The sequence below is a fragment of the Bacillus sp. FSL K6-3431 genome, assembly GCF_038002605.1.
Lineage (GTDB): Bacteria > Bacillota > Bacilli > Bacillales > Bacillaceae_C > Lederbergia.
Genome location: NZ_JBBOCT010000001.1, coordinates 2,075,054 through 2,095,939, shown reverse-complemented (window position 1 = coordinate 2,095,939; position 20,886 = coordinate 2,075,054). Strand labels below are relative to the sequence as shown.

The window sequence follows — 20,886 nt, the reverse complement described above, 5'->3', positions numbered from 1 at the left end:
GCGATGGCTTTAGATAAAATAATTGTTCAGGGCGCAAGAGCCCATAATTTGAAAAATATTGACGTCACGATTCCAAGAGATGAGCTCGTCGTTATTACTGGACTTTCTGGATCAGGGAAATCTTCGCTCGCATTCGATACGATTTATGCAGAAGGGCAGCGTCGCTATGTGGAATCTCTATCAGCCTATGCTCGACAATTTTTAGGGCAAATGGACAAACCAGATGTCGATGCAATCGAAGGATTATCACCAGCCATATCGATAGATCAAAAAACGACAAGTAAGAATCCGCGCTCGACTGTTGGAACGGTAACAGAGATTTATGATTATTTGCGGTTGTTATATGCTCGAGTGGGGAGACCGATTTGTCCTGTACATGGTATAGAAATCACCTCTCAGACAATCGAACAAATGGTAGATAGAATAATGATTTATCCTGAGCGCACGAAGCTCCAAATACTTGCACCGTTAATATCAGGCCGTAAAGGGGCACATGCTAAAGTATTGGAAGATATAAAAAAACAAGGGTTTGTTCGTGTACGTGTTAATGGTGAAGTGGTTGATTTAGATGATGAAATAGAACTGAATAAAAACAAAAAGCATTCGATTGAAGTGATCATTGATCGGATAGTAATTAAAGATGGTGTAGAATCACGTCTTGCTGACTCCTTGGAAACGGCGCTTGGATTAGGGGATGGAAAAGTCATTGTTGATGTGTTTGGCGAAGGCGAATTATTATTTAGTCAAAATCACGCTTGCCCACAATGTGGTTTTTCGATCGATAAATTGGAACCTCGCATGTTTTCTTTTAATAGCCCATTTGGCGCGTGTACGGACTGTGATGGTCTTGGCTCAAAGCTCGAGGTAGATCCCGAACTGGTAATTCCAGATTGGAGCCTCACGCTTGAGGAAGGTGCTATATTACCTTGGGTGCCTGTTAGTTCTCAATATTATCCGCAATTATTAAAAGCGATATGTAAGGAATTTAAGATTCCGCTTGATGTACCAGTGAAGGACCTAGACAAAAATCAGATCGATATAATTCTCAGAGGATCGAACGAAAAAACAATTAACTTCCGCTATCAAAATGATTTTGGGCAAATTCGTGAAAGTAATATCCGATTTGAAGGTGTATTGCGCAATGTGGAACGCAGATATCAAGATACAAGTTCTGACTATATCCGCGAACAGATGGAAAAGTATATGGCACAGCAAGCTTGTCCGCGTTGTAAAGGATACAGACTGAAAGAAGAAAGCTTAGCCGTGAAAGTGGAAGGCAGACATATTAGTCAGGTTACTGAGCTCTCAGTTGTCGAGGCTTCGAAATTTTTTATGAACTTACATTTAACAGAAAAGGAAATGCAAATTGCGAGGTTGATTTTAAGAGAAATTGATGAACGAATTGGCTTTTTAATTAACGTAGGTCTGGATTATTTAACATTAAGTCGTGCTGCGGGTACTTTGTCAGGTGGAGAGGCACAAAGAATCCGTCTTGCTACACAGATTGGATCACGTCTAACGGGTGTGCTTTATATATTAGATGAACCATCAATTGGTTTGCATCAACGTGATAATGACAGATTGATTAGTACATTAAAAAACATGAGAGATATCGGGAATACACTAATTGTTGTCGAACATGATGAAGATACGATGCTGGCTGCTGACCACTTGATTGATATTGGTCCTGGAGCTGGAGTGCATGGTGGAGAAGTTGTCGCAAGCGGGACGCCTGCTGATGTTACAAACAATCCAAATTCACTTACAGGCCAATATTTATCTGGTGAAAAGTTTATTCCGCTTCCAACAGAACGACGGAAAGCTGATGGAAGATATATAGAGATTAAAGGGGCAAAAGAAAACAATTTAAAAAATGTAAATGTGAAATTGCCACTGGGCATGTTTATCGCTATTACTGGTGTTTCAGGTTCAGGTAAAAGTACTTTGATTAATGAGGTTTTGCATAAAGCAGTAGCGCAAAAGTTAAATAAAGCAAAGGCAAAACCAGGTGCACATAAGGAAATTATAGGAATTGAACAATTGGAAAAAGTGATCGATATTGATCAATCACCAATTGGCAGAACGCCAAGATCCAATCCCGCGACATACACTGGTGTTTTTGATGATGTTAGGGATGTATATGCATCAACTAACGAGGCAAAAGTACGTGGTTATAAAAAAGGTCGATTTAGTTTTAATGTAAAAGGTGGTCGCTGCGAAGCATGTCGGGGCGATGGTATTATCAAAATTGAGATGCACTTTTTGCCAGATGTGTATGTCCCTTGTGAAGTGTGTCATGGTAAAAGGTATAATCGCGAAACCCTTGAAGTAAAATATAAAGGGAAAAATATTGCTGATGTATTGGATATGACGATTGAGGATGGGCTAGTTTTCTTTGAAAATATACCTAAAATCAAACGTAAACTTCAGACAATCTTTGATGTTGGCCTAGGTTATATGAAGCTAGGACAATCAGCGACAACATTATCAGGTGGGGAGGCACAGCGGGTAAAGTTAGCCTCAGAGCTACATCGTCGTTCAAATGGCCGCTCACTTTATATTTTGGATGAACCAACAACAGGACTACATGCTGATGATATTGCACGTTTACTTATAGTCTTGCAAAGGCTTGTGGAAAATGGAGATACAGTACTTGTGATTGAACATAATCTAGATGTGATAAAAACCGCTGATTATTTAGTAGACCTTGGACCCGAAGGCGGGGATAAGGGTGGGATGATAATTGCGAAAGGTACGCCCGAGAAAATCGCAGAAAGTCCTGTGTCGTATACAGGAAAATACTTGAAGCCAATTTTAGAGCGTGACAGAGCACGAATGAAAAAAAGATTATCAAAACAAGAAAATATTATAGCAGAGTATGTGAAGCAATAAAACGTGCTTGTATAAAAAAATGAAACTATTACCGCTCTGTATCCGTATATTTATGTAGGCGATAAGAAAAGTGGAAGCCCACAATCATTTTCCTTTATCTAAGAAGGCTAAACTTGCCATCTTGATACGTTACATTGATTATGCTCTTGGTCAAGAAATATTGAAATGAGGGAATACTCCACTGGATAGTAGGCGTCTTGCCTGTATTTGAATAGCTATTATCGTCGTGTCCGTTGAAGCCTGATAAGGAAAATCTTATTTGTTTTCAAAAGGATTATATTTTCATTTAAGAGGAGGAAGCGAAATGAATGAAGAACGAAAAAAAATATTGGGATTAGTTCAGGACGGAAAGCTCTCCGCTCAAGAAGCGATTATCCTACTTGAAGCACTTGAAAAAGATGAAAAGATGCAGGAACCTAGTGAAAGTGATAAAAAGGTTGATGAAAATACTGGTGCGGAGACAAATAAGACAGATACCAAAAAAGAATCAACTTCAGATAATTCTCAATCCAATGGTGAACAATCGTCTGAAAATCAAAAGGATGATACTTTTTATTCCCAGCTTGAGAATGCAGGCGAACGGATTTTTGACTTTGTAAACAATGCACTCCATAAAATTAAACATATTGATTTTCAGTTTAATCAATCTGTGGATATTCCGCATACGTTTCAACAAACGGATAATGAAATTGAAAAAATAGACATAGATATAGCTAATGGTCCAATGAGGATTGTTGCTTGGGATCAAGCTGATGTTCGGATTGAATGTCAAGCAAAGGTATATCGTTCAGATGACAGAGAAGAGGCGAGGAAATATTTTCTTGATAACACAATCTTTTCCATTGAAAATGGATTATTATGCTTTGCTACACAATCAAAATGGATGAGAGTAGAAACGGTGGTTTATATTCCTAAAAAGGAATATAAGAAAATAACAATTAGAATCTTTAACGGTGGACTTACAGGTGAAGATATCCAATCCGAATTATTAACTGTGAAAACAACGAATGGAAAAGTGGAACTAGCAAAATTGGAAGGTAAAAAATTCGAAGTAGATACGGTGAATGGTCAAATCAATGTGAAAGATTCGAAAGTAGATGAAATTGAAGCTGAAACAGTAAATGGCACAGTCGATGTTTCCGGAATTTTTCAGGTAGCTGAACTTCAGTCATTTAATGGTAATATTACATGTACATTACCTAAGACAGGTGCAAAAAGAATAGAAGCAAAAGTAGTTACTGGTAATATTAATATATATGTCCCAGAGGGAGCTACGATTGACGGGGATGTGCGTTCTAATCTAGGTAGTTATAAGCTTGACCTTGAAGGCATCAATGTTTCACATGAAAAGAAAGAAATTGTTCAAAAGCAAATACAGTTCAAGCGACCAGGAAGTGATGAAGAGGTTATCCGTCTGCTTGCAGACACAAAGACAGGGTCAGTACTTGTTAGGCATAGTGAGAGTTTATAGGCTGGTGAATTATTAATGAAATGGTTACTTGGTATTTTGATCAATGGATTATTATTTATTGCTTTTGCTGGATTCTTCGAAGGGTTTGAAGTATCCAGTTTTGGGGCAGCATTGGCAGCGAGCCTCGTATTATCGATCTTAAATATGCTTGTCAGACCGATCCTTATTATTTTAACATTGCCCGTTACTATAATAACTTTAGGCTTGTTCTTGTTTGTTATAAATGCCATCACGTTATGGATGACTGATGCGTTAATGGGAAGTAAATTTGAAATATCTGGTTTTGGATTAGCAATATTGATTGCGATATTGATGTCAGTTATTAATCTAATCATCCAAAAAACAGTAATAGAACCAAAAACAAAAAAATAAAAGCAACCCGCACGGTGAAAACTGAGCGGGTTTTTTCGTTATTTAAAAGTCAGCATTACCATCGTTTAAATGTATAAGACTATCTTTGGAAGGCATAAATCTTTTAAAGGATATTTACAATTGTACTTGTGGAGCTGAGGAAGGCGCTTGTGCTTTTCTTCATGTTGTTTTAAAAGATTGAAAATGAAAGGTAGAGTTTCAAAGCTATTAAGTGCTAAAATAGAAAAATGAATGTAATAACCCAAAGGTTAATAGCTTTTCAATATATAGAGGACGGGGAGTGATTTTGTTGGCGAAAGTGCGAACAGAAGATATTATTAAACAATTTGATTTGGAATTGATTAGCGGTGAGGAAGGAATTCATAAACTGATTACGACAAGTGATATTTCACGACCTGGTTTGGAAATTTCCGGATTCTTTAATTATTATCCAGCGGAACGAGTGCAACTATTGGGTAGATCTGAAAGTAGCTTTATCGCACAAATGACAGGGCATGAGAGACAAGAACGGATGGAACTTTTATGTAATGCAACGACGCCTGGAATTGTAATCACACGCGGGTTAGACATTCCTACTGAGTTAATAGAGGCTTCTGAGCGCCATTCTGTGCCAATTATGCGCACAACAATGAAGTCCACTCGTTTTTCTAGTAGGCTAACAAACTATTTAGAAGGTAGATTAGCTCCTACTACTGCGGTTCACGGCGTGCTAGTAGATATATATGGTATAGGTGTTCTAATTACAGGTCAAAGTGGTGTAGGTAAAAGTGAAACTGCACTAGCGCTTATCAAGCGCGGACATCAGTTAGTCGCAGATGACTGTGTAGAAATACGGCAGGAGGATGAGGGATTACTCGTTGGAACATCTCCGGAGCTGCTGGAACACTTATTAGAAATTCGTGGTTTGGGAATCATTAATGTAATGACATTATTTGGAGCTGGAGCGGTAAGACCTAGTAAGAGTATTACTTTAACAATTAATTTGGAATCATGGGACCAAAATAAACATTATGATCGACTTGGCCTTGATGAAGAAAAAATGAAGATTATTGATACGGATATAACCAGATTAACCGTACCAGTTCGTCCTGGTCGAAATTTAGCAGTTATTATTGAAGTTGCAGCGATGAATTTTAGACTAAAAAGACTTGGTGTGAATGCTGCGGAGCAATTTACGGAACGCCTTAATCAAGTAATCCGTGATGGTGACAATGACTAATAAACAATAAATAAATGATAAAATGTTTGAATGGAGTGAAATAGATGGAATCTGGAATTACCCCAATTAATCCAGTTGCGATAAAGTTTGGTCCTGTGTCAGTTGCTTGGTACGGTATCATCATCGGACTAGGAATTGCACTTGCGTTATATGTCGCTATACGTGAAAGTGATAGACGAGGGTTACATAAAGATTTATTTGCAGATTTAATGATTTGGGCTATTCCTATTGCTATTATTTCTGCAAGAATTTATTATGTTATTTTTCAATGGGACTACTACGGACAAAATCCTGGAGAAATTATTAAAATATGGGAAGGTGGCATCGCCATTCATGGAGCATTGATTGGCTCTGTAATTACGACCGTCATCTTTACAAGGCTTAAGGGTGTTTCATTCTGGAAAGTGGTAGATATTGCTGCTCCGAGCATTATTCTTGGCCAAGCAATTGGCCGCTGGGGGAACTTTATTAATCAAGAGGCACATGGGAGAGAAGTGACAAGAGCTTTTCTTGAGAACTTGCACCTTCCGCAATTTATTATTGATCAAATGTTTATTAATGGCGCCTATTATCACCCAACGTTTTTATATGAATCGATTTGGAATATTATTGGGTTTGCTATATTAATTGCATTGAGAAGAGTTAACTTACGCCGTGGAGAATTATTTTTAAGTTATGTTATTTGGTATTCGGTTGGTCGCTTTTTTATTGAAGGTTTGAGAACAGATAGCTTAATGCTTACAGATAGTTTGCGTATCGCTCAAGTCATTTCGCTTATTCTAATAGTCATTGCATCGGCTATTTGGGTCTATAGAAGAAAGTTAGGGCTTGCCACAGCTAAATATCTAGATAAATAAATGTAATTATTAGGAGAGAAATTCATCATGTGGCAGTCCTCGATCAAAAATGGAGCAGTAACGGGGGTAAAAACGACATGGACATTAGGAAAAGTTATTTTTCCTATTACATTGATCGTAGTTATGCTCCAACACACGCCAATTTTACCGTGGATCATTAATAAATTAGAGCCAGTTATGGGCCTTTTAGGCTTATCGGGAGATGCTGCTATTCCATTAGTACTTGGAAACTTTCTGAATCTATATGCAGGAATTGCAGGGATATTTTCAGTTGAATTATCGGTAAAAGAAGTGTTTATTATCGCAATGATGATGTCATTTTCGCATAATTTATTTATCGAATCCGCTGTTGCGATTAAAGTAGGAGTGAAAATCTGGATCATTGTGGCTGTTCGAGTTGGATTGGCACTGCTGTCAGCTGTGCTGATTAATTTAGTTTGGAGTGGCGGACAGGAAATTGCGCAGTATGGTATAATTCCAGTCAATGAAAAACAAGTTGTAGGAATGACTGCAATTGCGGCAGTCGGACTTAAAAAAGCCTTGCTAGGAGTTGCTCAATTAGCTGTAATTGTCATTCCGCTTATGGTATGCATCCAGTTAATGAAAGATTATGGATGGCTGTCAATCTTTTCAAAGTGGTTAGCGCCATTCACACGACTATTAGGAATGAAAGAAAATACATCAACAACAATGGCTGCAGGGCTGTTTTTCGGACTTGCCATGGGTGCTGGCGTGATGATACAAGCTGTACAAGAAGATGGGGTAAGCAAAAAGGATGTTACGCTTGCTTTTATTTTCCTTGTTGCATGTCACGCAGTAGTGGAGGATACTCTTATTTTTATTCCGCTCGGTATACCGGTATTGCCCCTCCTGGTTATCAGGCTTGTAACAGCTATTTTACTAACCTTACTTGTGGCGTCGGTTTGGAAGCGAGTTAAATTGACAGAAGAAAGGAATGTAGCATAATGGATAAACGAATTACAACTTTATTGTTTGATCTTGATGGAACATTAATAGACACGAATGAATTAATCGTTTCGTCTTTTCTACATACATTGGGGAAATTTTACCCAAATCGTTTTGAAAGGGCGGATGTACTTCCTTTTCTAGGCCCGCCATTGGTTGTTACATTTAACGGAATTGATCCACAGAAAACGGAAGAAATGATCGTAGAATATCGGAAATATAACTTAGCTCAGCATGATTTACTAGTAAAAGAATTCAACGGTGTGTTTGAAACGATTCGAACTCTCTCTGAAAATAACTTTAAATTAGCTATTGTCTCGACCAAAATGAGAGATACCGTTATTAAAGGATTAGAGTTGACAAAGCTTGACCAGTTTTTCGATGTGATTATTAGTCTTGATGAGGTCGAGCGAGCAAAACCAGATCCCGAACCGTTAGAAAAAGCTTTAAAGGCATTAGGCTCAACTCCGAAAGAGGCAATGATGATCGGTGATAATCATCATGATATATTGGGCGGGAAAAATGCTGGTACATATACATGTGGTGTTTCATGGTCCTTAAAAGGAAAAGAATACTTAGAGCAATTTCATCCTGATTATATGTTAGAAAAAATGGCTGATTTACTCGAAATTATCGGAGTAGACAACAAATGAGGAAAACAGAGCGGTTTCCAGTAGAGGGAGCAAATTCTTTATGGCATGTATATAAAACGGTACCGTTCTGGAAGGTTATTCGCAATTTTATCGTAATTCAACTGGCAAGATATACACCTTTTTTAAGTATAAAAAATGGGATGTATCGGACGTTTTTACATATGAAGATTGGCAAGCATACGTCATTCGCACTAATGGTTATGCTTGATGTCATGTATCCAGAGAAAATTTCTGTTGGCCGAAACACGGTGATTGGCTATAATACGACAATTTTAGCACATGAATATTTAATTAAAGAATATCGACTGGGACAAGTAAACATTGGTGATGAAGTGATGATCGGAGCGAATTCTACCATTTTGCCTGGAATCACGATCGGCAATGGTGCTATTGTCTCAGCTGGTACACTTGTAAATAAAGACGTGCCTCCTGGAACGTTTGTTGGAGGAAATCCGATGCGAATTATTTATACAAAAGAAGAACTTGCAGAAAAGTGGAAAAGTGATCCTATATATGGAGAAAAAACCTGATGAAATAATTATCAGGTTTTTTTGAAAGAAACTTTTATAAAATTTATTGAAGTAGCTATTTGTCGGACGAAGTGTATGTCTCATACAACCACCTCGGAATATATCATGTTGGTTTCATTGATGTTGTCATAGAACGTGAGGAACTAACATAAAATTCCTGCTTGTACATACGTCCCTGAACAAGCAGCTTCCACTTTTTTATGCTATAAACGCGCAATTTAGTATGATATACTACAAAAAGCGACAATGGAAGATGACGACGGAGGAATTCGATGGTTAAAGAATCAAAACTAAAGTATGAGAAATCAAATATTTTTCCGTTTGTACCAACTGGAGAATATTATTACCATAGAGGAATTAAAGCGTATGACCGATATGATTTAAGCAAAGCGAAAAAGTATTTAATAAGAGCATGGGAGCTAGAACCTGACGAGCCAATGATTGCATGCCAATTAGCACTAATCTACACAGAAGAAGGCGAATACACTGAATCAAACGCATTATTGCATAAAGTAATTAAAGATCTTGACGAGCGAATGACTGAATGCCATTACTTTTTGGCTAACAATTATGCTCATCTTGGTCTTTTTACTGAAGCTTATAAACACGCACGGCTATATCTCGATCTAGACCAACTAGGCGAGTTTTCGGAAGATGCGGAAGAGCTACTTGCTTTGATGGGGATAAATGAAGATGAGGATTTAGATGAACTTGAAGAGCAGGAGTCATTAGCAAATCAACAGGAAGTTGCTCGCCAGTTATTAGAAGCGGGAGATTTTAATCATGCGATTGAGATGCTTGAACAAGCAGTGGAGGACAATCCTGAGTTTTGGCCTGCATATAATAATCTTGCCCTAGCATATTTCTATGAAGGGGAAACTGGTAAAGCATTGGGGATTTTGGAAAAGGTTTTGGAAAAAAATCCAGGAAACTTACACGCATTATGTAATTTAGTTATCTTTTTATTTTATGAAAGAAAAGAAGACGAATTAAATACACTGCTTTCAGCCCTAGAAAAAGTTCAACCAATCTCCATGGAACATCGATATAAATTGGGGGCAACATTCGCACTAGCGGGTAAATATGACATAGCATATTATTGGCTACGTCATATTCAGAAGCATGGCTATGAAGGCGATGCAGGTTATTATTATTGGCTAGCAAGAGCAGCACATTTTACTGGGAACCCTGCAAATGCACAACGAGCATGGAAACAATTGGCAGAGATGAATCCTGATAGGGCCGTAACGGAGCCTTGGAAAGAAGTTCAACAAACATATATTAGAAAAATAGATGATGATGCTTCCATTATGAAAATGCTACGTAGTGATCGTTTGAGAGAAAGACTGTACGCCATTTTTCTAATTGGGGTATCTGGACGAAAACAAGAGTTGATCACGCACGATGAATTTAAACCATTGGATGAATTTTCATTAACAGAAAAAATTTATTTAGCAATTATCATCCAATCAAACACAAAAGAAAAAATTGATCCAGATGGTCTAGTGGAAAAAGGACATGAAGTCGCGTTGAAATTGTATAAGAAATGCAATTATGATAGAAAGAAAGCTGACGACCTTATTTTAACGTGGTTTTCTATTTTTGTGGATGCTTTAAAAGCTGGAGAACACTTTAATAATCCTCATGCGATTGCAGCTGCAATGGAATACATTTGGCTTCGTGATCAAGAAAATAAAAAATCACAAAAAATAATAGCAGATGAATGTGGTACTTCACTGTCAACATTAAGAAAGTATATTCAATTATTAGAAAAGTATTGGAAATGAGCATATTCTTGGACGGAACAGCAGTTGTTTAATACGATATAAGTAGTGGCATAATAATTATCATTGATAGCGGCCTGAAGCAGCATTCCTATGTTGACGAAAGCCGTTTTATTTATAAAGGAGAGTTGTAACAATGACGGAAGAAAAAATTTACGATGTGATTATTGTTGGTGCTGGTCCAGCTGGTATGACAGCTGCTGTATATGCATCACGTGCGAATTTATCTACTTTGATGATTGAACGTGGAATGCCGGGTGGACAGATGGCAAACACGGCTGATGTGGAAAACTATCCGGGATTTGAGCATATATTAGGTCCTGATTTATCGACGAAAATGTTTGAACACGCAAAGAAATTTGGTGCGGAATATGCCTACGGAGATATTAAAGATGTGATTGATGGCAAGGAATTTAAAATTGTAAAAGCTGGAGCAAAAGAATATAAAGCTCGGGCGATTATTATCACAACAGGTGCTGAATACCGTAAGATGGGAATTCCGGGTGAGCAAGACCTTACAGGCCGTGGTGTCTCTTATTGTGCGGTTTGTGATGGTGCTTTCTTTAAAGGAAAAGAGCTTATAGTAGTAGGTGGCGGCGATTCAGCAGTTGAAGAAGGAGTGTTCCTAACAAGATTTGCTGATAAAGTGACAATTATTCACCGTAGAGATGAGCTTCGTGCACAAAAAATTCTTCAAGACCGCGCTTTTGCAAATGAAAAAGTTAATTTTATTTGGAATCATACAGTAAAAGAAATTAATGAAAAAAATGGCAAGGTTGGTTCTGCTACAATTGTTTCTACTGAAACGGGAGAAGAAACAGAATTTGCTGCAGATGGAGCATTCATCTATATTGGAATGGACCCATTAACTAAGCCTTTCACTCATCTTGGAATCACGAATGAAGCGGGTTATATTGTAACAAACGAGAATATGGAAACAAATGCTTCTGGCATCTTTGCTGCAGGAGATGTGCGCGATAAATTACTTAGACAAATCGTTACTGCAACGGGAGACGGAAGTATTGCTGCTCAAAGCGCTCAAATATATATTGAAAGTTTAATGGAGCAATTACAAACTCAGTAAGAACGTTGTAGTGTCCTTGGTATACACGGGAATACTAGCCTAGGAATCATAATTACTTAGTTATTAAAGGACACAGGCTAGGGACTTGAGAGATAGCACTTAGCCTTTTGAAAGATTGCAGGCTAAGTACTTTGGAAATACATTGGTTTTTAGCACGAATAGGGGAAATAGCACTTATTTTTAACGTGCCAAGGACCTTGGGAGATACACTTGGTTTTAAAGGAACACAGGCTAAGTACTTGGGGAGACGCCACTTATTTATAAGGAACAGAGGCTAAGGACGCCACGTCGTGTGGCAACGCCTGTGTGACCCACGTCGTGTGGGCCTGGCCTAAAAGTAATTTCATTTTAATGCTATTGTAACAGTGTTGAAATGAAATTAGGGTACAGTATAAACATGAGATATTGACCCCCTTTTTTATACAATATCCCTTTCTTGGTGCACAGGCAAAAGCCTGTGCTTTTTTTATTGTAAAGAAAAATAAGCTAATAAAAAGATGCTTCAAATGATGAACAAGGTAGAAGAACTGTTTAAATACAATTTAAAATAGTATAATGTTAAGAACGTAATTTAAATAATAATGAAAAGAATATATAAATAGGAATAGGGGTGTAAGATTATGAATACTAGTGTTACGGAAGAAGTGCAATTGGTTATCATTACGGGGATGTCTGGGGCAGGAAAGACGGTTGCGGTCCACAGTTTTGAAGACTTGGGTTTCTTTTGTGTCGATAATTTACCTCCTGCACTCATGCCGAAATTTCTTGAGTTAATGAAGGAATCAGGAAATAAAATGAATAAAGTAGCACTTGTAATGGATTTACGTGGGAGAGATTTCTTCGATACGCTCTTACGTGTCGTTGAAGAGCTTGGGGATTCTACGTGGGTAACCCCACGAATCTTGTTTCTCGATGCTGATGATGCGGCGCTAGTTCGTAGATATAAGGAAACACGACGTACTCACCCGTTAGCCCCTGTTGGATTACCGCTTGATGGGATTAATCAAGAGCGAAAGCTACTAGAAGAATTAAAAGGGCAAGCAAAGCTTATTTATAATACATCTAATATGAAGCCTAAAGAATTAAGAGAGAAAATACTTATGGAATTTTCGGCAAATAAACAATCTATTTTTACAGTGAATATGATGTCATTTGGTTTTAAACATGGCATTCCTATCGATGCAGATCTTGTTTTTGATGTCCGTTTTTTGCCTAATCCACATTATATTGACCATATGAGACCTAAGACAGGTTTGGAAGAGGAAGTATCCAATTATGTGTTGAAATGGCATGATACACAAAAGTTCCTTGCGAAAATAACGGATCTATTATCATTTATGCTCCCTCACTATAAACGCGAGGGGAAAAGTCAACTCGTCGTCGCTATCGGATGTACAGGTGGACAGCACCGATCTGTCGCACTCGCTGAATATATTGGGAAATTCTATGAAAATGAATATCATATTCAAGTAACGCATCGTGATATCCAGAAAAGAAAGGAATTGGCCTAATGAAGAAGGATGTGAAGCCTAAAATTGTCGTGATAGGTGGTGGAACTGGGTTACCTGTCCTTTTGAGAGGGTTAAAGAAATTCCCAGTCGACATTAGCGCAATTGTAACCGTCGCTGATGACGGAGGTAGCTCTGGAAGATTAAGATCGGAAATGGAAATTCCACCACCTGGTGACATTAGGAATGTTTTAGCAGCATTGTCTGACGTAGAACCATTAGTTGAAGAAATGTTTCAGCATCGTTTCAAGACAACTAATGAACTTTCGGGACATTCTTTAGGCAATTTGATTATAGCTGCGCTAACCTCTATTACTGGTGACTTTGTTCATGCTGTCCATGAAATGAGTCGGGTGTTGAATGTTCATGGTAAGGTATTACCCGCAGCCAATCAAAGTGTAATTCTTCATGCAGAAATGGAAGACGGATCAATCGTGTCGGGAGAATCCAAAATCCCAACAGTTGGTAAAAAAATAAAACGGGTTTATTTAACACCAGATATTATTCAGCCATTACCGGAAACAATTAGGGCGATCAGGGAAGCCGATTTAATAGTCGTTGGACCAGGTAGTCTTTATACTAGTATTTTGCCAAATCTACTTGTTCCAGGCCTAGGTGAGGAAGTATGTAAGGCGAAGGCGAAGAAAGTATATATATGTAATTTAATGACGCAAGCTGGAGAAACGCTTGGATTTACTGCTAGTCATCATATTGATGCGCTTTATAGTCATATGCTATGCCCGTTCATAGATATTATTTTAGTGAATAATGAAGCAGTTCCGATTGAATTGCAAAATCGCTATAAAGAGGAGCAAGCCAAGCCAGTACTATTTGATGTAGATCGACTGGTTGCGCTTGGAATGGAAGTCATTCATGATGAAATCATTAGCTTTGATCAAGGTTACATCCGACATGATACTGAAAAAGTCGCGAATATCCTCTATTCACTTCTGGAACGAGACACAGACCACATCGCTCAGACGTAATAGTCGTAATTGTTAGGAGGTAGGAAAGATGTCGTTTGCCTCGGAAACGAAAAAAGAGCTTACGAACGTAGAAGTGAAAGATTGCTGTGCAAAAGCGGAGCTATCGGCTTTGATTCGTATGAACGGATCTTTGTCATTTTCTAATAGAATATTAGTAGTAAATGTACAGACTGAGAATGCTGCGATTGCACGGAGAATCTATATTCTACTTAAAAAGCTGTATAACGCAACCGTTGAATTGCTCGTTAGGAAAAAAATGCGCCTGAAAAAAAACAATGTTTACATTGTCAGATTAAAAAAGGATGCGGAGAAAATGCTTCGAGATCTACATATTCTTGGAGAAGGAATGTCTTTTATTCATGATATAGATAAGAGCTTGATTAAAAAGAAATGTTGCAAAAGATCCTATTTACGGGGCTCCTTTCTTGCTGGAGGTTCGGTAAATAATCCGGAAACATCATCCTATCATCTTGAGGTGTTTTCACTTTATCATTCACATAATGAATCATTATGTGAATTAATGAATAACTTCCAATTAAATAGTAAAACGTTAGAGCGGAAAAAAGGGTTTATTACTTATTTAAAGGAAGCCGAAAAAATCACAGAGTTTCTCAGTGTGATCGGTGCGCATAATGCATTGCTTAGATTCGAAGACGTTAGAATTGTTCGAGATATGCGAAATTCAGTAAATAGATTAGTAAATTGCGAAACAGCCAATCTAAATAAAACAATCGGTGCTGCATTAAGGCAAGTTGAAAATATCCGCTATATAGAAGCGTCAGCTGGACTTGATATTTTGCCTGATAAGCTACGAGAAATTGCTGTATTAAGAGTAGAACATCAGGATGTTACCTTAAAAGAACTAGGTGAGATGCTTTCAAGTGGTCCGATTAGTAAATCAGGTATTAATCATCGGTTGCGAAAAATTGATGAAATCGCTACAAAGCTTCGGGCTGGGGATGAATCTTCGATAACCTAGAGAAATATAATTTGAATGAATTTATCCTGGTCTTTCTTTAGGGTTTAGGACCCCGCAAAGCGTAGATGGGATTTACCAATCAGGTCGGGTAGGTAGAATTCCCACCAGATTCCACGATGTTTCAGCTTGCTGAACGAGTTCACTGAAGGAGAATAGACATGATTAAACAATTTTTTTCTTACTATAAGCCCCATAAAAGGCTCTTTATTATCGATTTTTCCAGCGCAGTAGTTGTTGCCATTCTTGAACTCGCATTTCCTGTGGCTGTCCAGTGGTTCATAGATAAGCTTTTGCCTAATGGGGACTGGAATACAATTGTGACGGTAGGTATTCTATTGTTACTTGTCTATGTAATTAGTACAGGTCTTCAGTTTATCGTTAGTTATTTAGGACATAAGCTTGGGATCAATATCGAAACGGATATGCGTGAGGAGCTATTTACGCATGTGCAGCGGCAGTCGTTTCGTTTTTTTGACAATACGAAAACAGGGCATGTGATGAGTCGGATTACAAATGATTTATTCGATATCGGTGAGCTTGCACATCATGGCCCTGAGGATTTCTTTATTGCGATTATGACATTCGTTGGCGCATTTACAATTATGCTCAACATTAACCCCCAACTTGCTATTATCGCCATTATTATGGTGCCGTTTCTAATTTGGCTAGTCACGTTTTGTAATGTGAAAATGAATAATGCCTGGAGAAACATGTATGGGAAAATTGCGGATGTGAATGCGCGTGTAGAAGATAGTGTTTCTGGTGCAAGGGTTGTTCAGTCTTTTACAAATGAAGAGTTTGAAATTGAGCGTTTTAAAAAAGATAATGATAGTTTTAGACTAGCGAAGCTTTTTGCCTATAAAGTCATGGCTGGAACCCATTCCAGTATTTATATGATGACGCGTATTGTTACGTTGTTAGTACTTGTAGTAGGTGCTTGGTTTAGTTTTAACGGAAAGCTTTCATATGGGGAACTTGTCAGTTTTGTTTTGTACATTAACGTCTTAATAAAGCCCATTGATAAAATTAGTGCATTGCTCGAGCTGTACCCGAAAGGAATGGCGGGTTTCAGGCGCTTTCGTGATTTGATTGAACAGGAGCCGGAAATACAGGATCGCCCAAATGCGGAAAAAGTAGATGGGTTAATGGGGGATATCAGCTTTCATGATGTTTATTTCAAGTATGATGAACATCAAGCGGTATTAGAGGATATTAATTTAAATATTCGCGCGGGAGAGACGGTGGCCTTTGTCGGACCGTCTGGCGCAGGAAAAACAACGATTTGTTCTTTAATTCCTAGATTTTATGATGTGAATGAAGGTGCTATATCCATTGATGGTATCGATGTTAGAGATATGACGAAGCATTCACTTCGTTCGCAAATTGGGATTGTTCAACAGGATGTCTTCTTATTTACTGGAACAATTCGCGAAAATATTGCCTATGGAAAAAAAGATGCAAGTGAATCAGAAATCCATGATGCAGCTCGTAAAGCGCATTTGGAAGATTTTATTGCTGTTTTACCTGATGGATATGAGACGCAAATTGGCGAACGCGGTTTGAAATTATCCGGAGGTCAAAAGCAAAGACTAGCAATTGCACGTATGTTTTTGAAAAATCCACCGATACTTATTCTTGATGAGGCAACTTCCGCGCTTGATACGGAAACAGAAAAAATAATTCAACAAGCATTAAACGAGTTGGCTGAAAATCGGACAACACTTATCATTGCACACCGATTGGCAACGATACGGGATGCAGACAGAGTAGTGGTTGTAACAGAAGATGGGATAGCGGAGGATGGAACATACTCTGAACTAGTTAAACATGATGGTATCTTTGCGAGGTTACATCATATTCAGTTTCAAGAAGTGTAAACACAAAAAACGCTTGAGGTGAAATTTCCCCCAAGCGTTTTTCCATGAATGATGATTTACTTTTTCTCAATTTCTTCATGGCGTTGTAAAATGTGATCAATCAAGCCGTATTCTTTCGCTCTATCAGCTGTCATAAAGTTGTCGCGATCTGTATCTCGTTGGATCACGTCAATTGGCTGGCCTGTGCGATCAGACAAAATTTGATTTAACTTTTCACGCAAGAAGAGGATGCGTTTCGCAGCAATCTCGATTTCAGTTGCTTGACCTTGTGCACCACCAAGTGGTTGATGAATCATAACCTCACTGTTAGGCAAAGCATAGCGTTTTCCTTTTGTACCTGCTGAAAGTAAGAATGAGCCCATAGATGCAGCCATCCCGATACAAATTGTTTGGATATCAGGTTTAATAAATTGCATTGTGTCATAAATTGCCATACCAGCGGTAATGCTTCCACCTGGGCTGTTAATATAAATAGAGATGTCTTTCTCAGGGTTTTCAGCTTCCAAGAATAATAATTGTGCAACAATTGAGTTAGCTACATTATCGTCAATTGCACTACCAAGCATAATAATGCGATCTTTTAATAATCGGGAATAAATATCATACGCCCGCTCCCCACGGCTTGTTTGTTCAATAACTGTTGGAATTAAATTCATGTAATTTTCCTCCTTATAAAAAATCAGATGGTTATTGCAACTACAGTCTGTTTACATTCGATGTAATATAATCATACATCGATGGTCAGTAAAGGTCAAATGAATGAATTCAAATTTAACAAATAAAGTTCATACCATAACATAGTTAACCATTCTCTATTATTTTAAACAAAAAGTGCTTGCAATGGTTAGTTATTTGACTTATAATTATTAATCGTACGATAAAAATACTTAGTCCTCGTAGTGTAACGGATAACACGCAAGCCTCCGAAGCTTGCGATGTGGGTTCGATTCCCGCCGAGGGCATAAATATGTTGAACATCAATGGTTATAAGGTTGTTAAAACGTAAAAAATGAGATCGTAAGAAGTACATAATTTAATAACTAGATAACGATAAAATACCCACTAGATCATGTGGGTATTTTTTTGAGATTAATGGATGGAGCGATTACAATGAAAGTAATTTTCTATACAAAAAAAGGCTGTTCACTATGTGATGATGCAAAATTAATCTTGGAAATACTACAGAAAGAGTATAACTTTGAAATAATTACAAATGATATAGAAACAAATGAGGATTGGATGGAAAAATACGGAATAAACATCCCAGTAGTTAAAATAGATGGTGAAGTGATTCAGGAAGGGATAATTGATTTACTTACTATTGAGGAAAAAGTGCAAGAACACCTTAATTGATATTTAATTTTCATCATGCTATTATATAAGTAAGCAGGAACTTATTTTTTTACCCAAGATGGGACGTTTTATGTCTGGCTGGGACGTTGTATGACCTAGGAGGGTGAAGGAGCAATAATTATGCATGATTTTTTAAAAATACAATCGAAAATTGTGCCTGACTTGCTGGTTGTCATGCAAAAACGTTATCAGATATTGCGCTCTATACGCTTAACGGAACCAGTGGGACGTCGAACGCTAGCGGAAATGCTAGGAATGACAGAACGGACTTTAAGAAGTGAAGCTGATTTTTTAAAGTCCCAACACCTAATTGTTGTAAAAACAGCTGGAATGATGGTGACCAATAAAGGAAAGAAACTACTTGCGGAACTTGATAAGACGATGGGTGAATTAACAGGTATCCGTCAGTTGGAGCATGAACTTAAAGAAATATTAGGTATATCCGAAGTAATAATCGTTCCTGGTGACAGTGATTCAGCTACATTTGTTAAAGAAGAACTCGGTAAAGCTTGTGCTGAACGATTAAGTAGTAGTCTTAGCAAAGATAATGTCATTGCGGTGACAGGTGGAACAACGATGACTTGTACTGCAGAGATGTTAACAAATCATCTTGGTGAAAAAAGAAATTTGCTTTTTGTGCCTGCTCGTGGTGGAATTGGAGAAGATGTAAGGAACCAGGCAAATGTGATTTGCGCAACAATGGCTGAAAACACCGGCGGTTCCCATCGAGTGTTATATGTCCCGGATCAGGTAGGTAGAGAAGTATACGAATCTCTACTTAAAGAACCAGTAATTTCGGAAATTTTACAGCTGATTAAATCATCCAATATTGTTCTTCATGGTATTGGCGATGCTATTACAATGGCAGGAAGACGAAGATCGTCTGAATCCTCGATGAAAAAAATTATCGAAGAAAAAGCTGTTGCTGAAGCATTTGGCTATTATTTTAATGAAAATGGGGAAATAGTACATAAGGTCCCCACAATTGGAATCCAAATTTCTGATCTTCATAGTGGACGGCAAGTGATCGCTGCAGCTGGAGGAAAGTCGAAAGCTAAAGCAATCAAGGCTTACATGAAAAGTGCACCGAATTCGACAATATTAATCACGGATGAAGGTGCAGCAAAAGAGCTTTTAAAAGGAACATTCGACTCGGATGCAACCTTTTAAATATAGATTTAATGTTTAATCATAAAGGAGGAAATTAAAATGGCAGTAAAAGTTGGTATTAATGGTTTTGGTAGAATCGGACGAAATGTATTCCGTGCAGCACTAAATAATCCGGATGTGGAAATTGTAGCTGTAAATGACTTAACAGATGCAAACATGCTTGCACACTTGTTGAAGCGTGATACAATCCATGGCACACTTGAAGAAAATATATCAGTAGACGGCGATACAATTGTTGTTGGTGATCATCGTATCAAAGTACTTGCTGAGCGTGATCCTGCACAACTTGGTTGGGGAGATCTAGGCGTTGAGGTGGTTGTTGAATCAACTGGCCGCTTTACAAAACGTGATGATGCAGCAAAACATATCGAAGCTGGAGCGAAAAAGGTTATTATTTCTGCACCTGCAAACGGCGAAGATATCACAATCGTTATGGGTGTAAACGAAGCTAAATATGAAGCAGCAAACCATCATGTTATCTCTAACGCATCTTGTACTACAAACTGCCTAGCTCCATTTGCAAAAGTTCTTAACGATAAATTTGGTATTAAACGTGGAATGATGACAACTGTTCACTCATACACAAATGACCAACAAATCTTAGATCTTCCGCATAGTGATTATCGTCGTGCACGTGCAGCAGCAGAAAACATTATCCCAACAACAACAGGAGCTGCAAAAGCAGTTGCACTTGTACTTCCTGAGTTGAAAGGTAAATTGAATGGTATGGCGATGCGTGTTCCAACTCCAAACGTTTCAGTTGTCGATCTTGTTGCTGAACTTGACAAATCTGTAACAGCTGAGGAAGTTAATGCAGCGCTTAAAGAAGCAGCCGAAGGCGAATTGAAAGGAATTATGGCTTATACAGAAGAGCCACTAGTTTCTACTGACTACAATGGTGATGCACATTCATCAACAATTGATGCATTATCTACAATGGTATTAGAAGATAATATGGTCAAAGTATTGTCTTGGTATGATAACGAAACAGGTTATTCAAACCGTGTAGTAGACCTTGCAGCATATATCGCTAAAAAAGGACTATAAAAGAATAACGCCTAAGAGCAGCATCGTGCGAGTCCAAGCGAAAGGTGCCCGTATAGAGCACCACGTCGTATGACAACATCGGTGTGAATTACATTTTGTTGGACCACTACACATATGGGCCCCAAATTGGATAATTCG

18 protein-coding genes and 1 tRNA gene are annotated in these 20,886 nt (G+C 38.0%); 18 read left to right on the top strand and 1 reads right to left on the bottom strand.

Annotation, left to right across the window (positions count from 1 at the left end; genetic code table 11):
- Nucleotides 1-3: 3 nt before the first annotated feature.
- The 14 genes from uvrA (at nucleotide 4) to MHB53_RS10765 (ending at nucleotide 17,178) form a co-directional block, all read left to right on the top strand.
- The gene (gene uvrA / locus MHB53_RS10830) at nucleotides 4-2,892 is read left to right on the top strand and encodes an excinuclease ABC subunit UvrA (protein ID WP_340918028.1); all 2,889 of its coding nucleotides are present in this window, start codon (nucleotides 4-6) and stop codon (nucleotides 2,890-2,892) included.
- Between the two features lie 304 nt (nucleotides 2,893-3,196).
- Complete coding sequence (locus MHB53_RS10825) at nucleotides 3,197-4,363, top strand: DUF4097 domain-containing protein (RefSeq protein WP_340918025.1); 1,167 nt, start codon at nucleotides 3,197-3,199, stop codon at nucleotides 4,361-4,363.
- Between the two features lie 15 nt (nucleotides 4,364-4,378).
- Nucleotides 4,379-4,735 carry a phage holin family protein gene (locus tag MHB53_RS10820; protein WP_340918023.1) on the top strand — a complete coding sequence of 119 codons (357 nt, stop codon included), beginning with the start codon at nucleotides 4,379-4,381 and terminating at the stop codon, nucleotides 4,733-4,735.
- A 289-nt stretch (nucleotides 4,736-5,024) separates the two neighbouring features.
- Nucleotides 5,025-5,954 (top strand): HPr(Ser) kinase/phosphatase, encoded by a 930-nt coding sequence (gene hprK, locus MHB53_RS10815; RefSeq protein WP_340918020.1) that lies wholly within the window; start codon nucleotides 5,025-5,027, stop codon nucleotides 5,952-5,954.
- Between the two features lie 44 nt (nucleotides 5,955-5,998).
- Entirely contained in the window at nucleotides 5,999-6,811 is an 813-nt protein-coding gene (gene lgt, locus MHB53_RS10810; protein WP_340918018.1) for a prolipoprotein diacylglyceryl transferase, read from the top strand.
- 27 nt (nucleotides 6,812-6,838) lie between these two features.
- The gene (locus MHB53_RS10805) at nucleotides 6,839-7,777 is read left to right on the top strand and encodes a nucleoside recognition domain-containing protein (protein ID WP_340918015.1); all 939 of its coding nucleotides are present in this window, start codon (nucleotides 6,839-6,841) and stop codon (nucleotides 7,775-7,777) included.
- Complete coding sequence (ppaX, locus tag MHB53_RS10800; RefSeq protein ID WP_340918013.1) at nucleotides 7,777-8,430, top strand: pyrophosphatase PpaX; 654 nt, start codon at nucleotides 7,777-7,779, stop codon at nucleotides 8,428-8,430. The genes MHB53_RS10805 and ppaX overlap by 1 nt, the downstream gene beginning before the upstream one ends.
- A complete protein-coding gene (locus tag MHB53_RS10795) occupies nucleotides 8,427-8,960 on the top strand; it encodes an acyltransferase (RefSeq protein ID WP_340918010.1) in 534 nt (177 codons plus the stop codon). The genes ppaX and MHB53_RS10795 overlap by 4 nt, the downstream gene beginning before the upstream one ends.
- A 272-nt stretch (nucleotides 8,961-9,232) precedes the next feature.
- Nucleotides 9,233-10,747: a tetratricopeptide repeat protein gene (locus tag MHB53_RS10790; RefSeq protein WP_340918008.1), complete on the top strand. Its 1,515-nt coding sequence runs from the start codon at nucleotides 9,233-9,235 to the stop codon at nucleotides 10,745-10,747.
- 133 nt (nucleotides 10,748-10,880) lie between these two features.
- The gene (trxB, locus tag MHB53_RS10785; protein ID WP_340918006.1) at nucleotides 10,881-11,828 is read left to right on the top strand and encodes a thioredoxin-disulfide reductase; all 948 of its coding nucleotides are present in this window, start codon (nucleotides 10,881-10,883) and stop codon (nucleotides 11,826-11,828) included.
- Between the two features lie 620 nt (nucleotides 11,829-12,448).
- On the top strand, nucleotides 12,449-13,339 hold the full coding sequence (gene rapZ / locus MHB53_RS10780) for an RNase adapter RapZ (RefSeq protein ID WP_340918004.1): 891 nt from the start codon (nucleotides 12,449-12,451) through the stop codon (nucleotides 13,337-13,339).
- A complete protein-coding gene (locus tag MHB53_RS10775; protein ID WP_340918001.1) occupies nucleotides 13,339-14,322 on the top strand; it encodes a gluconeogenesis factor YvcK family protein in 984 nt (327 codons plus the stop codon). Before rapZ ends, MHB53_RS10775 begins: the two co-directional genes overlap by 1 nt.
- 28 nt (nucleotides 14,323-14,350) lie before the next feature.
- Complete coding sequence (gene whiA, locus MHB53_RS10770; protein WP_340917999.1) at nucleotides 14,351-15,301, top strand: DNA-binding protein WhiA; 951 nt, start codon at nucleotides 14,351-14,353, stop codon at nucleotides 15,299-15,301.
- Between the two features lie 158 nt (nucleotides 15,302-15,459).
- Nucleotides 15,460-17,178 (top strand): ABC transporter ATP-binding protein, encoded by a 1,719-nt coding sequence (locus MHB53_RS10765; protein ID WP_340917998.1) that lies wholly within the window; start codon nucleotides 15,460-15,462, stop codon nucleotides 17,176-17,178.
- 56 nt (nucleotides 17,179-17,234) lie between these two features.
- Here MHB53_RS10765 and clpP read toward each other — a convergent pair whose 3' ends face one another.
- Complete coding sequence (clpP, locus tag MHB53_RS10760) at nucleotides 17,235-17,834, bottom strand: ATP-dependent Clp endopeptidase proteolytic subunit ClpP (RefSeq protein ID WP_340917996.1); 600 nt, start codon at nucleotides 17,832-17,834, stop codon at nucleotides 17,235-17,237.
- 234 nt (nucleotides 17,835-18,068) lie between these two features.
- Here clpP and MHB53_RS10755 point away from each other — a divergent pair.
- The 4 genes from MHB53_RS10755 (at nucleotide 18,069) to gap (ending at nucleotide 20,748) form a co-directional block, all read left to right on the top strand.
- Nucleotides 18,069-18,140, top strand: a tRNA-Arg gene (locus tag MHB53_RS10755).
- 148 nt (nucleotides 18,141-18,288) lie between these two features.
- Nucleotides 18,289-18,531 carry a glutaredoxin family protein gene (locus MHB53_RS10750; RefSeq protein WP_340917994.1) on the top strand — a complete coding sequence of 81 codons (243 nt, stop codon included), beginning with the start codon at nucleotides 18,289-18,291 and terminating at the stop codon, nucleotides 18,529-18,531.
- Nucleotides 18,532-18,651: 120 nt separating this feature from the next.
- Complete coding sequence (locus tag MHB53_RS10745) at nucleotides 18,652-19,701, top strand: sugar-binding transcriptional regulator (protein WP_340917992.1); 1,050 nt, start codon at nucleotides 18,652-18,654, stop codon at nucleotides 19,699-19,701.
- A gap of 39 nt (nucleotides 19,702-19,740) precedes the next feature.
- Nucleotides 19,741-20,748 (top strand): type I glyceraldehyde-3-phosphate dehydrogenase, encoded by a 1,008-nt coding sequence (gene gap, locus MHB53_RS10740; protein WP_340917990.1) that lies wholly within the window; start codon nucleotides 19,741-19,743, stop codon nucleotides 20,746-20,748.
- The last annotated feature ends 138 nt before the right edge of the window (nucleotides 20,749-20,886 follow it).

What these genes read in the sequence shown, in the direction of transcription:
- uvrA (WP_340918028.1), top strand. Translation starts at nt 4, where the DNA reads ATGGCTTTAGATAAAATAATTGTTCAGGGCGCAAGAGCCCATAATTTG.
- MHB53_RS10825 (WP_340918025.1), top strand. Translation starts at nt 3,197, where the DNA reads ATGAATGAAGAACGAAAAAAAATATTGGGATTAGTTCAGGACGGAAAG.
- MHB53_RS10820 (WP_340918023.1), top strand. Translation starts at nt 4,379, where the DNA reads ATGAAATGGTTACTTGGTATTTTGATCAATGGATTATTATTTATTGCT.
- lgt (WP_340918018.1), top strand. Translation starts at nt 5,999, where the DNA reads ATGGAATCTGGAATTACCCCAATTAATCCAGTTGCGATAAAGTTTGGT.
- MHB53_RS10805 (WP_340918015.1), top strand. Translation starts at nt 6,839, where the DNA reads ATGTGGCAGTCCTCGATCAAAAATGGAGCAGTAACGGGGGTAAAAACG.
- ppaX (WP_340918013.1), top strand. Translation starts at nt 7,777, where the DNA reads ATGGATAAACGAATTACAACTTTATTGTTTGATCTTGATGGAACATTA.
- MHB53_RS10795 (WP_340918010.1), top strand. Translation starts at nt 8,427, where the DNA reads ATGAGGAAAACAGAGCGGTTTCCAGTAGAGGGAGCAAATTCTTTATGG.
- MHB53_RS10790 (WP_340918008.1), top strand. Translation starts at nt 9,233, where the DNA reads ATGGTTAAAGAATCAAAACTAAAGTATGAGAAATCAAATATTTTTCCG.
- trxB (WP_340918006.1), top strand. Translation starts at nt 10,881, where the DNA reads ATGACGGAAGAAAAAATTTACGATGTGATTATTGTTGGTGCTGGTCCA.
- rapZ (WP_340918004.1), top strand. Translation starts at nt 12,449, where the DNA reads ATGAATACTAGTGTTACGGAAGAAGTGCAATTGGTTATCATTACGGGG.
- MHB53_RS10775 (WP_340918001.1), top strand. Translation starts at nt 13,339, where the DNA reads ATGAAGAAGGATGTGAAGCCTAAAATTGTCGTGATAGGTGGTGGAACT.
- whiA (WP_340917999.1), top strand. Translation starts at nt 14,351, where the DNA reads ATGTCGTTTGCCTCGGAAACGAAAAAAGAGCTTACGAACGTAGAAGTG.
- MHB53_RS10765 (WP_340917998.1), top strand. Translation starts at nt 15,460, where the DNA reads ATGATTAAACAATTTTTTTCTTACTATAAGCCCCATAAAAGGCTCTTT.
- clpP (WP_340917996.1), bottom strand. Translation starts at nt 17,834, where the DNA reads ATGAATTTAATTCCAACAGTTATTGAACAAACAAGCCGTGGGGAGCGG.
- MHB53_RS10750 (WP_340917994.1), top strand. Translation starts at nt 18,289, where the DNA reads ATGAAAGTAATTTTCTATACAAAAAAAGGCTGTTCACTATGTGATGAT.
- MHB53_RS10745 (WP_340917992.1), top strand. Translation starts at nt 18,652, where the DNA reads ATGCATGATTTTTTAAAAATACAATCGAAAATTGTGCCTGACTTGCTG.
- gap (WP_340917990.1), top strand. Translation starts at nt 19,741, where the DNA reads ATGGCAGTAAAAGTTGGTATTAATGGTTTTGGTAGAATCGGACGAAAT.